Consider the following 11,294-nt stretch of genomic DNA (forward strand, 5'->3'; position numbering starts at 1 on the left):
GACAAGAGCGCTCATCGATTAGGTTCTTCTTCGACAGGACGGAAAGACAACCGTTCAGACCAAGGAGATGTCCGATGAGCAATGAATTCCAGATCACAAGACGCTCGATCCTCGCAGGCGCTGCTTTCGCAGGCGCCATGGCGCCGCTCGTGGCCGCCAGCGTCGCCCAGGCCAACGACAAGCTCGCTGCGAAGCCGGCTCCGGTCGACCTCTCGACCCTCGAACGGGTAAAGCTCGAGCTGGTCAAGCCGCCCTTCGTCCATGCCCATAGCCAGAAGGCTGAAGGTGCCCCGAAAATCTATGAGGTGACGCTGACCATCCAGGAAAAGAAGATCGTCGTCGACGACGAAGGGACGGAAGTCCACGCGATGACCTTCGACGGCTCCGTTCCCGGACCGATGATCGTTGTTCATCAGGACGATTATGTCGAGTTGACGCTGATCAACCCCGAAACCAATGAGTTGCAGCACAATATCGATTTCCATTCGGCCACCGGGGCGCTGGGCGGCGGCGCTCTCACGATCGTCAATCCCGGCGAAAAGGCCGTGATGCGCTTCAAGGCCACGAAGGCGGGCGTGTTCGTCTATCACTGCGCCCCTCCCGGAATGGTGCCCTGGCATGTCGCCTCGGGCATGAATGGCGCGATCATGGTGCTGCCGCGTGATGGTCTCAAGGATCACAAGGGCCATGATCTCGTTTACGACCGCGTTTATTATGTCGGCGAGCAGGATTTCTACGTGCCGCGCGACGAGACCGGCGCCTACAAGAAATATGAAAGCCATGGCGACGCTTATGCCGACACGCTGGAGGTGATGAAAACGCTCACTCCCAGCCATATCGTGTTCAACGGCGCCGTCGGCGCGCTCACCGGTGCCAATGCGCTCAAGGCCAAGGTCGGCGAAAACGTGCTGATCCTGCATTCGCAAGCCAACCGCGACACCCGCCCGCATCTGATCGGCGGTCACGGCGATTATGTCTGGGCGACCGGCAAATTCGCCAATCCGCCGGAACTCGACCAGGAGACCTGGTTCATTCCCGGCGGCGCGGCAGGGGCTGCGTTCTACACATTCCACCAGCCCGGCATCTACGCCTATGTGAACCACAATCTGATCGAGGCCTTCGAGAAGGGCGCAGCCGCCCATTTCAAGGTCGAGGGCGATTGGGACAACGACCTGATGACGGCGATCGTGTCGCCGAACAGCCACTAACCGGGCGGAGAAACCGAGGAGATCGCCATGACGGGCCAGACTTTCATACCCAAGACCGTCTCGTTCTTCTCGGTCGCCGCGCCGGCTGCGCTTCTCCTCGCCTTCTCGCTCGGCGTCGCCCATCAACTGGGCGTCGGCCAGGGCCAGACGGGCGCCGATCCGGCGCTCGCGCCCGAGACGGTGATCATTCCCGATCACGCCTTCCGCTATCGGGCGGACGGCGAATTTTATCGGAATGGGTTCGCCGTCGACGCGCCGATGGTTCAGAAAGAGGGGCTGGGCGGGCTGACGGTCATGAAGTACCAGGTCTCGGAAGCCGACTATCGCCGTTGCGTCGACGCCCATGCCTGCGCCGCGACTTCGCAGGCTGACCGCCATGGAGACGATCGTCCCGTAACCGGCGTCAGCTTCGACGACGCCAGCGCCTATGCCCGCTGGTTGAGCCGCATGACCGGCGAGGTCTGGCGGCTGCCGAGCCATGAGGAAATCGCCTATGCGGCTGCCGACCGCTTTCCCGACGATGCGCTCGGCGTCGATGAGGATAGCGACAATCCCGCTCTGCGTTGGCTGGCGGATTACGATCGCGAGACCGCGCGCAAGGCGGCCAGCGATCCCGAGCCACGGGAACGCGGCCATTTCGGCGAGAACGCCTATGGCCTCGCCGATTTCGCCGGCAATGTCTGGGAGTGGACCACCACCTGCCATCGCCGCGTCGATCTCGCAACTGACCGGACCGCGTCCGCCGTCTCGGCCTGCGGCGTCTATGTCACCGTGGGCCAACACCGGTCGCCGATGAGCGATTTTGTTCGCGATCCAAAAACCGGCGGCTGCTCAGTCGGCGCGCCGCCCGCCAATCTCGGATTTCGCCTGATCCACGACGATCGCTGGTACGCCAGGGCTTTGATGCGGCTTAGGGAGAGCGGGCTTATTTCGTGACGCTTGCTCTATGTCAATTGCGGAGGTTCTCCATCGGTTATCGTAGCGCCAAAGACCGGGGAGAATTCCGTGAAGATCGATAGAACCGTCCTGCGCCGTTTTTCCATGTTCGAACGCATGCCGGACGGCGATCTCGACGCGCTGATCGCGCAGGCCATTCCCAAGCGGGCGGATGCCGGCGAAGCCTTTTTCGAGCAAGGCGCGCCGGCGACGCATTTTTTTCTCCTCATCAATGGCCGGCTGAAGGTGACGCAGGTCACCCAGGACGGCCAGCAGATCATCGTTCGCGTCGTCCATCCCGGCGACCTTTTCGGCTTCGCGCGGGCGCTGCGGCGCAACGACTATCCCGGCACCGCGCTGACGGTGACGGAAAGCTTGGCCATGTCCTGGCCGACCGATGCCTGGCCGCAATTCATCGACCGCAGCCCGCATCTGGCCGTCAGCGCGCTCAATACGATCGGCCAAAGGCTGGAAGAGGCGCATACGCGCATTCGGGAAATGTCCACCGAAGAGGTGGAGCGCCGGGTCGCCCATACGGTCCTGCGGCTCAGCCAGCAGGCGGGCAAGCCGGCCGAAAACGGCGTGCGCATCGATTTCCCGATCACCCGCCAGGACATCGCCGAGATGACCGGCACCACGCTTCACACTGTTTCGCGCATTCTCAGCGCCTGGGAATCCAAGGGGCTGGTCGAGGGCGGACGGCAGAAACTTCTGGTGCGCGACGTCAAGGGGCTGCAGGCCCTCGCCGACGCCTCAAACCGCTAAGTCTGTCTTTCCTCCAGATCTTTGACGAACCGCAAAGAGCGCCTCGGCGAAACGATTATGGTCTTCTCAACAGAGCCGAATGCGCTCTCAAACCGGAGCTAGACCGATTACCAAGACCCTCCTCTCCCTCGCTGCTACAGCCGTAATTTCTTTGGCGTTGCCCCTTGGCGCTCAGGCGGCCGACCATGAAATCCACATGCTCAACAAGGGCAAAGACGGTGCGATGGTGTTCGAACCCGGTGGCCTGAAGGTCGCCCCTGGCGACACGGTCACCTTCGTTCCAACCGACAAAAGCCACAACGCTGAAAGCGTCAAGGATCTCATCCCGGCCGGCGCCGAAGCCTTCAAGGGCAAGATGAACGAGGCGATCAAGATCACCTTCACCGTGCCAGGTGCCTATCTCGTAAAATGCGCGCCGCATTTCGGCATGGGCATGGCCGCCGTCGTGGTCGTAGGCGATGCGCCGGCCAATCTCGACGCAGTCAAATCCGCAAAACTGCCGAAAAAGGCCCGCGAGCGTGTCGAAAATGATATCAGCGCGCTGGGCCTCTGACATCCACAGAAGTCATGCGTATCAAAGCGGCCGACGGCGAAAGTCTTGGCCGCCTTCTGCGTCGGGGAGCTGAGTATATGCTCCGCTATCTTTTCGTCACTAACGGCGACTGCAGGGAAGATCGCTGGATTGTTCTACAACCCCTGCATTATGTAGGAAGTGCCACAAAACGGGTACGCATTGCTACAGCCTCTTTGATGAGGGCTATCCTCCCAAATTGGAGGTTGACGATAGGGTGCTATGATCTCGTAGTACTATGGGGGCTTTGAAGTTCTGGTCCGCGCCTTTGATGAAAAAATGATCAGGCTGACTGAATTGATGGGGTGGATGCCCCCTCCGGCCGGCATGGGAGTATGATGCCTGTCCAGCGCCATGGTGGCGCTCACGGAGGAAAGGCAGATGACACAGGTGCATATCCTTGCGATCGACCTTGCAAAGCGGAGCTTCCAGGTCTGTGGGACGGATCGCGGCGGGGCGGTTCTATTCAACCGGCTACTGTCCCGGGCTCGATTGCAGCAGTTTCTAAGTGAGCAGGCGCCGTGCATCGTGGCAATGGAAGCGTGTGCCACAAGTCACTTCTGGGGACGGTTCGCGCGTAGTCACGGCCACGACGTACGGCTGATACCACCAATCTATGTGAAGCCGTTCGTCAAACGCCAGAAGAATGACGCCGCCGATGCAGCCGCGATTGCGGAGGCCGCGCTACGTCCGAACATGCACTACGTCGCGGTCAAGAGTGCCGAGCATCAGGCGCGCGCAGTAGCATTCCGCACCCACCAGTGCTTTGTGCGCCAGCGCACCCAGCTCATCAATGCCCTGCGCGGCCATCTGGCAGAGTTCGGAATAGTCGTTGCCCAAGGCCCTGCCAATCTCGGTGCGGTCCCAGGCATACTGGCTGATGAGGCTGCTGATCTGCCGGATAGCGTTCGCGTGATCGGCCAGCTCTACCTGGATCAGATCGAGCTGCTCAGCGAAAAGATCGACGAACTGAGCCTGAAGCTTCGCGAGACCACGAAGTCGAATGAAGACATGCGACGTCTCTGCACTGTTCCTGGCGTGGGCCCTGTGACCGCCGGCGCGATCCTTACTTTCGCACCCGATCTTCGTGCTTTCAAGAGCGGTCGAAACTTTGCCGCCTGGCTCGGCCTCGTTCCAAGACAGCACTCGACGGGTGGAAAGACCCGTCTGGGCGGTGTCAGCAAAATGGGACAAACCGATATTCGCAGATTACTGATCGTTGAGGCCATGAGTCTTATTCGATGGATCGTCCGCAAGGGCGTGCTTCCAGATAATTGGCTCGGCCACATTCTCGGCCGGAAACCGAGAATGGTCGCCGCCGTCGCACTCGCCAACAAGATGGCGCGCATTATATGGGCGATGATGACAAGGGAGCAGAAATACAGGATGGCATGATCCGCTGCCTCCCTTGGGCGGCAATGCGGAATGCCTGGGGTGATGAGCTCCGGTGAGAAGATCGACTGACGGAACGATGCGGAAAGGACTTCAATGTTCAGGACGGGGTAAGCCAGTCCCGGGGCTCGAGCCAACCAAGCTCTCTGAACCGATGTGGACCCTGTTCTTCGAACTGCATCCCGGCCCGTGGCTACTTCAGGCCACATTATGAGGCCTGACACACGACCGATAGAATTCCTCGTCCGCAGACAGTCGTTAGAAAATTTTTCTTGCCAAACCGGGGGGCATCCACCCATGCCCCGCCGCGATCCGTCCCACAAACCTGGAAGCTCCGCTTTGCAAGGTCGATCGCAAGGATATGCACCTGTGTCATCTGCCTTTCCTCCGTTAGCGCCACCATGGCGCTGGACAGGCATCATACTCCGATGCCGGCCGGAGGGGGCATCCACCCCATCAGTTCAGATGATCGACCGGCCCTCCTTCACACAGTTCATCAGCAGCTTTCGCCGTCCGCTCGGGGGAGTGGGTTAAGACAACCTTCAACGAAGGTTTGAGGCCTTTGGCTTCTGAGGACAGCTCGAAGCCCGATTTGCCATGCAGCTATAGGTCGCTAATCAGCACATCAACGTCTACAGTTGTCATGGCGGTCAAAGCTTCATTCTCATCTGTGGCCTCGATGACGCGATAGCCGCAGTCCCGCAGATAACGCGCAACGAGTGACCTTTGCAAAGGGTCCGGATTGTTGATTATGGGATGGCCCGCCCTTCCGAGGACATCGAGTATGATGATCGCTCATTGAAGGAAGAAGAGCCGATCCATGACGATTTCAATTTTAGGTATCAATATAGGCAAAATAGCTGCAGTGTTGCCGGCGCATGGCACCCCTGCTCCAGTTGGAAAGCATAGAGAAAAATGGCGTCTTAATCCTGAAGAAGCCTAGCGTCTGTCGCTAAACGGTAGTCAACGCTCACGGTTGCGGCGGAAGTACCTCTTAGGTGTGATAGTGTCCGGGAGTATATTGTCAAGCTAGGTCACATCTCCTCCGGCTCGTGATCTGAGATAGGGGGGCAGCTTGCAATGTCTCGGTCAAAGATGCGGGTCTTCATCGATGATGCGGGCGCCGCGCTGGCGGGTGATGTAGCGCCAGATCCACTGTATCGACACGAGCAGCCGCTTTTCGAAGCTGATCAGCAGGAAGACATGGACGATTGCCCAGAGCAGCCAGGCCAGTCGACCCTTCAGCCTCCAGCTGCCGAAATCGAAGATCGCCGCATTGCGGCCGATCACAGCCGTGTTGCCCCTGTTGCGGAATATGAAGGGCGCTGCAACGGCACCGTCGAGGATCCTTTTATTCAAGGCCTTGCCGAGATAGTGACCCTGCTGTTTGGCGACCTGCGCCAGAGCGGGATAGGGCTTGCCATCCGCGCCAAGCGCGAGCGCGGTGTCGCCGAGGGCGTAGATGTCTTGGAAGCCTTCGACGGCGAGCCTGGAATCGACCGGCACGCGGCCATCGCCTGATAGCCCCAGCCAGCGGGCAGCCGCCGAGGGCTTGACGCCGGCGCCCCAGATGATCGCGCCGACCGCCATTTCCGCCCCGTTTATGGCGATGCGTCCGGGACCGACATCGGTGACGCGCTGGCCCAGCAGGATATCAACGCCCATCTTTCGCAGATAATCGGCGGCGTAATCGGTCAATTCTTCCGGGAAAGCAGCCAGGATGCGCGGTCCCGCCTCCACCAGCAGAACCCGGAGATCCTCGGGGCGGATATTGCGGAAGTCGCGGCCGACCATGAAACGGCCGAGTTCGGAAATCGCGCCGGCCATCTCCACGCCGGTCGGGCCGCCGCCAATGACGACGCTGGTGAGCAGCGCCCGCGCCTCTTCCGGATCAGACGTCGCTTCGGCGCGTTCGAACGCCGAAAGCAGGCGCTGACGGATCTGCCGGGCCTCGCGGATGGTCTTGAGGCCGGGCGCCGCCTCCTGCCACTCGTCATGGCCGAAATAATTGTATTTCGACCCGGTGGCGAGCACGAGGCAATCATAGGCGACCGTCTGGCCGTCAGCCAGCAGCACCCGCTTCGCAGTGGTGTCGACGCCGACGACCTCGGCCATCAGAACCCGCACATTCCTGCATTTGCCGAGGGATTTGCGGATCGGTTCGGCGATGTCGGCGGGCGACAGCGCCGCCGTCGCCACCTGATAGAGCAGCGGCTGGAAGAGATTGTGATTGCGGCGATCGATCATCACCACGTCGAGCGCCGCCCGGCCCATGGCGCGGGCGCAGGCGAGGCCGCCGAAGCCGCCCCCGACGATCACCACCCGCCGGCCATCCGCCGACGGGGTCGTCAGATCGGAGTGGTCGGAGGCGAGGCGGGCGTCGGGAGCGGAGGTCTGCAGCATGGGGTCTATGGGCCTCAGATCTGTTCGGCCTGGGCGCCGCTATTCGGCTTCGCCGGACCAAGGCTCGGAATGCCGCCGAGCGGCTTCATGACCTTGGTGGTGAATTCGCCCTTGCCGTCCATGGACTGGCCTTCGCTCCAGCGGCCCGGCGCAGGCTCGGAGCCATCCTGTTGGAAGCCGAGATAGGCATAGCTGAATTCGCGCAGTTCCTGATCCTGCGGGTGGCTGTTGGGAATCGGGAAGGCGCTGGCGCCGCCGAGTTCCTCGAGCGCGGCCATCCACTGGTTCTGGTGCATGGTGTCGCGGGCGATGAGGAAGGACAGCATTTCCTTCATACCGGGATCATTGGTCAGGTTATAGAGGCGGACGGCCAGGACGCGACCGGTGGATTCGGCCGTCACATTGGCGGTCATGTCGGCGGCGATATTGCCGCTGGCATAGATATGCGACATGTCGAAGGACACGCCGTCGCTGTCGACAGGCATGGCCGAGAGGCCTGCAGACAGGAAGTTCTTTAGATTGATGCCGTTGAGGAACGCGCCGCCCACGGGATCGGCGGACACTTCTTCCTTCATCCCGACGGAAGCGCCTTCGAGATTGAGCGCGACTGCGGTGGCCAACATCTCGATATGGCCAAGCTCCTCGGCGGCGGTGTTCATCAGGAGATCGCGGAATTTGGGATTGCCGCGGGCGCCGCAGGCCTGGAAGAAATACTGCATTGCCACGCGGATCTCGCCTTCGACGCCGCCGATCGCCTGCTGAAGCGCGCGGGCGAATTGCGGATCCGGCGTTTCGACGCGAACGGGAAACTGGAGCTGGTTGTCGGTGTAGAACATAGGGCTCTCCTTGGTTGGAGGCCGCCCAACAAGGGTTTCGCCCAGAGGTTCCCGGAATGTTGGCCGATCAACTCCGGTTATCCGGCGGTTCGCGCCAATCGCGATCGATCCGGCCCATTTCAGCCTTGTGGAAATACTGCGAACAAACCAGCCAGCCCTTGAGGGGCCGCAGCAGGACGAGACACAGAAGCAGCGTCAAAGGCAGCGTGACCACAAGATGAATATAGAGCGGCGGGTCATACGCCGTCTGCAGCCAGAGCGCGAAGGCCATGGCGGGAACGGCGGCGATCGACATGGCGAAGAAAGCCGGCCCATCGGCGGGATCTGCGAAGCCATAATCCAGCTCGCAGATCTCGCAGCGCGGCTGAAGCGTGAGGAATCCCCGAAAAAGATGTCCGAGCTGACAACGAGGACAACGGCCGAGCGCGCCTGTCAGCGCGGGATTGGTGGTGGGGTGGTAGAGATCCTGATTGTCCATGGTGTCGCCTTTCGGTTCGACAACCGGCCAAGGACCCCACCGTTCCCGAAAGAGGATCAGCCGCCGAAATCAGGCAGGTAGATGCGGTCGAGAACCTCAGCGACGGCGATGAGCTTTTCCGCCTCGGGATCGAAGCGTTTTTCCGCGGCGAGATCGCGGGCCCAGGCCGCCGCTGCGAGCCCGCCCCATTCCTCTGGTGGCGCGTGACGCTCATGCCGCGTCGTGCCGTGAAATTCCTCGGTGACGAAATCATAGAAGGAGCCGCCGACATTTCGCATCTCGGCGCCGCCGTTCACGCCATGGAAGGCGGCGCGGATCTCCGCGTCCTGTCCGGCATGCAGGCCCCAGGAGCAGGCGATGCGGACGGTTGCGCCGGTCGAGAGCTCGATCCGGGCCTCGGCATAGTCCTCGACCTCGGGGCTTGCGCCGGTGATCGGCCGCCCCTTGGCGTAAAGGCGGCCCGAGGTCGACACGGTTTTGGGGAAATCGAGCGTCCAGAGCGCGAGATCGACGAGGTGGACCCCGAGATCGATCAGCGCGCCGCCGCCGGACTGGCGCTTGTCGTAGAACCACGGCTTGTCAGGGCCGTAGGCATTGTGGAAGACGAGGTCGCCGGCGAAGATCTCACCGAGCGATCCCGATCGTATGAGATCACGGATCGCCTGCATGCCCCTGGTCTGACGGTAAGAGAGATCGACGCGGAGAAGGCGGTCGGCGCGGCGTGCGGCGGCGACGACGTCGGCAACCTCATGCGCATCGCGACCGAGCGGCTTCTGGCAGAACACCGCAAGCCCGCGGTCGAGCGCGCGGATGGACTGCTCCGCATGCAGCGCGCTCGGCGTGGCGATCACCAGGCCGTCGAGATCCTGATCGAGCAGATCCTCGACACTGGCGCAGCGCTTCGCCTCGGGGGCCAGCGCCAGCGCCGCATCCATCATATCCTCGGAGGGATCGGCCAGGGCGACCGGCTGAACCAAGCCGGTCTTCAAGATCGCGTCCAAACGGTGGCGACCGATCCAGCCGGTTCCGAGAAAGCCGAGGCGCGGCAGGCGGGCAGCGCCCTGAACGGAGAGGAGGCGTTCGTTCATGGGGTCACCAGCGCTTTCATGAAACCATCGGGACGGTCGCGGGTCATGTCGAGCGCCTGGTCGAGTTTGTCGAGCGGAAAGACATGGGTGTAGAGCGAGGCCGGCGTCAGGTGTCCCTCGACGACCGCCTGAACGGCTTCGCGGATGCCGTCGATATAGACGGCGGTGTCGCGCTCATGGGCGTTGATCACGTCGAGCCCGCGCCAGTTCCACAGCTGCATATTGATCTGGCGCGGCCCGTCCTGATGATAGCCGGCGATGACCAGGCGGCCGCGCTCGCGCGTCAATTCGGCGGCGAGATCGAGCGGCCAGGACTTGCCCACCGCCTCGATGACCACGTCACAGAACACGCCGTCCGTCAGCCGCTTGACCTCCTCGATCAGCCGCCAGTGATCGTCCATCACCAGCGTCTCTGCCGCGCCCATGTTGCGGGCGATATCGAGCGCAAAGGGACGCCTGGCGATGGCGATGACGCGCGCGCCGGCCCCGGCGGCGAGCTCGGTCAGGAGCGCGCCGAGAAAGCCGATGCCGATGATCGCCACCGTCTGGCCAGGCTTGATCTCGGCGCGGCGGAAGATGTTCATGGCGCAGCCGAGCGGCTCGCCGGGAAAAGGCTGATCGGCGAGCGCTTCAGGCAGTTTGACCAGATTGGCGACGGGGGCGACATCATGGCTGGCATAGGCGTGGAAAGAGAGCGCAGCCACCCTGTCGCCGACCGAGAAGCCTTGGACATCGGCGCCCAGTTCCTCGATGACGCCCCAGCCTTCATGGCCGAGACCGCCCGGCTCCGTGGGGAACTGCATCCAGTCGGGCCCCGACCAGGGCGTGAGATTGGAGGCGCAGACGCCCGAGCCTTCGAGGCAAATCAGCGCCTCTCCGGGCCCCGGCTTCGGCTTCGGCCGCGTCGCGACCTCGATTGCTCCCGGTCCCGTGATGATGACCGCCTCGCTGAGGGCGTCCGTCCGTTGATCCATGCTCAAAATCCCTTCCGTCAGACCATGTCTTTTCGCGCCGAACCGGAGAGGAGCCGGCATGTTCCGGAAGAAGATGAAGATGTTGAAGAAGAAGCTTCAGCCCTGCGTCTTCTCGATTTCGGACAGGACCTGCTCCGGCGGAACATTCTTCTTGAGATCCTGGAGTTCGCGGTCCTCCACCGTCACCGGCGCCTGCAGATGCTTTGAAATCGCTTCGACCATGCTGATCAGCCGCGTCGTTTCATGCTCGGCGAGCAGCGAGATCTGCAGGCTGAGCTCGGCGCGCTTGTCCTCCAGCGCCGCCATGCGGTTCTGGTTGATCATCACGAAGGTGGAAATGAAGATCGCTTCCACCGAGGCAACCATGGCCAGCGCCACGAAAGTGGGATCGAAGGCGGGTATGAAGGGCAGCCAGCCGAGATTGATCACGATCCACAGAACGAAAATCATGATGTGCAGATAGACGAAGGTCATGCTGCCGGCGAAGGCGCTGATGCCCGCGGCGATGCGGGTCTGGCGCGACTGTTTGCGGTCGTCCTCCGCCTTCTTCTGCGTCAGCGCTTCGATGTTGCGGGCGAGGATCGTGGACATGTCCTCGCGCGGCGCAGGGCCAGTCTGAGCGGCGTCCTGGGTCATAAGCGGG

At 62.0% G+C, this 11,294-nt stretch carries 12 protein-coding genes; 6 read left to right on the top strand and 6 right to left on the bottom strand.

Annotated features, from left to right (window positions below; genetic code table 11):
• Positions 1-74: 74 nt before the first annotated feature.
• From nirK to OCK01_RS25670, 6 genes are all read left to right on the top strand, one after another.
• Positions 75-1,208 carry a copper-containing nitrite reductase gene (gene nirK, locus OCK01_RS25645; RefSeq protein ID WP_263826429.1) on the top strand — a complete coding sequence of 378 codons (1,134 nt, stop codon included), beginning with the start codon at positions 75-77 and terminating at the stop codon, positions 1,206-1,208.
• A 27-nt stretch (positions 1,209-1,235) separates the two neighbouring features.
• Positions 1,236-2,144, top strand: coding sequence for a formylglycine-generating enzyme family protein (locus tag OCK01_RS25650; RefSeq protein WP_263826430.1), 909 nt, complete (start codon positions 1,236-1,238; stop codon positions 2,142-2,144).
• A 69-nt stretch (positions 2,145-2,213) separates the two neighbouring features.
• Positions 2,214-2,909 carry a Crp/Fnr family transcriptional regulator gene (locus OCK01_RS25655; protein WP_263826431.1) on the top strand — a complete coding sequence of 232 codons (696 nt, stop codon included), beginning with the start codon at positions 2,214-2,216 and terminating at the stop codon, positions 2,907-2,909.
• A gap of 79 nt (positions 2,910-2,988) precedes the next feature.
• Positions 2,989-3,462 carry a pseudoazurin gene (locus OCK01_RS25660; RefSeq protein ID WP_263826432.1) on the top strand — a complete coding sequence of 158 codons (474 nt, stop codon included), beginning with the start codon at positions 2,989-2,991 and terminating at the stop codon, positions 3,460-3,462.
• Between the two features lie 399 nt (positions 3,463-3,861).
• A complete protein-coding gene (locus tag OCK01_RS25665) occupies positions 3,862-4,875 on the top strand; it encodes an IS110 family transposase (protein ID WP_263826433.1) in 1,014 nt (337 codons plus the stop codon).
• An 817-nt stretch (positions 4,876-5,692) separates the two neighbouring features.
• Positions 5,693-5,815, top strand: coding sequence for a hypothetical protein (locus tag OCK01_RS25670; RefSeq protein ID WP_263826434.1), 123 nt, complete (start codon positions 5,693-5,695; stop codon positions 5,813-5,815).
• Positions 5,816-5,961: 146 nt separating this feature from the next.
• Here the strand turns inward: OCK01_RS25670 and OCK01_RS25675 are convergent, their stop codons facing one another.
• From OCK01_RS25675 to OCK01_RS25700, 6 genes are all read right to left on the bottom strand, one after another.
• Positions 5,962-7,275, bottom strand: coding sequence for an NAD(P)/FAD-dependent oxidoreductase (locus tag OCK01_RS25675; protein ID WP_263826435.1), 1,314 nt, complete (start codon positions 7,273-7,275; stop codon positions 5,962-5,964).
• A 14-nt stretch (positions 7,276-7,289) separates the two neighbouring features.
• Positions 7,290-8,111 (bottom strand): manganese catalase family protein, encoded by an 822-nt coding sequence (locus OCK01_RS25680; RefSeq protein WP_263826436.1) that lies wholly within the window; start codon positions 8,109-8,111, stop codon positions 7,290-7,292.
• A 67-nt stretch (positions 8,112-8,178) separates the two neighbouring features.
• Positions 8,179-8,589, bottom strand: a complete 411-nt coding sequence (locus OCK01_RS25685) for a DUF983 domain-containing protein (RefSeq protein WP_263826437.1) — start codon at positions 8,587-8,589, stop codon at positions 8,179-8,181.
• A 56-nt stretch (positions 8,590-8,645) separates the two neighbouring features.
• On the bottom strand, positions 8,646-9,677 hold the full coding sequence (locus tag OCK01_RS25690; protein WP_263826438.1) for a Gfo/Idh/MocA family protein: 1,032 nt from the start codon (positions 9,675-9,677) through the stop codon (positions 8,646-8,648).
• Entirely contained in the window at positions 9,674-10,651 is a 978-nt protein-coding gene (locus tag OCK01_RS25695; RefSeq protein ID WP_263826439.1) for an MDR/zinc-dependent alcohol dehydrogenase-like family protein, read from the bottom strand. Before OCK01_RS25695 ends, OCK01_RS25690 begins: the two co-directional genes overlap by 4 nt.
• 96 nt (positions 10,652-10,747) lie before the next feature.
• Positions 10,748-11,287 carry a DUF1003 domain-containing protein gene (locus tag OCK01_RS25700; RefSeq protein ID WP_263826440.1) on the bottom strand — a complete coding sequence of 180 codons (540 nt, stop codon included), beginning with the start codon at positions 11,285-11,287 and terminating at the stop codon, positions 10,748-10,750.
• Between the last annotated feature and the right edge of the window lie 7 nt (positions 11,288-11,294).

The organism is Rhizobium sp. TRM95796 (assembly GCF_025779995.1).
In the GTDB taxonomy this organism is placed as follows: domain Bacteria; phylum Pseudomonadota; class Alphaproteobacteria; order Rhizobiales; family Rhizobiaceae; genus Rhizobium_E.

What these genes read in the sequence shown, in the direction of transcription:
- nirK (WP_263826429.1), top strand. Translation starts at nt 75, where the DNA reads ATGAGCAATGAATTCCAGATCACAAGACGCTCGATCCTCGCAGGCGCT.
- OCK01_RS25650 (WP_263826430.1), top strand. Translation starts at nt 1,236, where the DNA reads ATGACGGGCCAGACTTTCATACCCAAGACCGTCTCGTTCTTCTCGGTC.
- OCK01_RS25660 (WP_263826432.1), top strand. Translation starts at nt 2,989, where the DNA reads ATGCGCTCTCAAACCGGAGCTAGACCGATTACCAAGACCCTCCTCTCC.
- OCK01_RS25665 (WP_263826433.1), top strand. Translation starts at nt 3,862, where the DNA reads ATGACACAGGTGCATATCCTTGCGATCGACCTTGCAAAGCGGAGCTTC.
- OCK01_RS25670 (WP_263826434.1), top strand. Translation starts at nt 5,693, where the DNA reads ATGACGATTTCAATTTTAGGTATCAATATAGGCAAAATAGCTGCAGTG.
- OCK01_RS25675 (WP_263826435.1), bottom strand. Translation starts at nt 7,275, where the DNA reads ATGCTGCAGACCTCCGCTCCCGACGCCCGCCTCGCCTCCGACCACTCC.
- OCK01_RS25680 (WP_263826436.1), bottom strand. Translation starts at nt 8,111, where the DNA reads ATGTTCTACACCGACAACCAGCTCCAGTTTCCCGTTCGCGTCGAAACG.
- OCK01_RS25685 (WP_263826437.1), bottom strand. Translation starts at nt 8,589, where the DNA reads ATGGACAATCAGGATCTCTACCACCCCACCACCAATCCCGCGCTGACA.
- OCK01_RS25690 (WP_263826438.1), bottom strand. Translation starts at nt 9,677, where the DNA reads ATGAACGAACGCCTCCTCTCCGTTCAGGGCGCTGCCCGCCTGCCGCGC.
- OCK01_RS25695 (WP_263826439.1), bottom strand. Translation starts at nt 10,651, where the DNA reads ATGGATCAACGGACGGACGCCCTCAGCGAGGCGGTCATCATCACGGGA.
- OCK01_RS25700 (WP_263826440.1), bottom strand. Translation starts at nt 11,287, where the DNA reads ATGACCCAGGACGCCGCTCAGACTGGCCCTGCGCCGCGCGAGGACATG.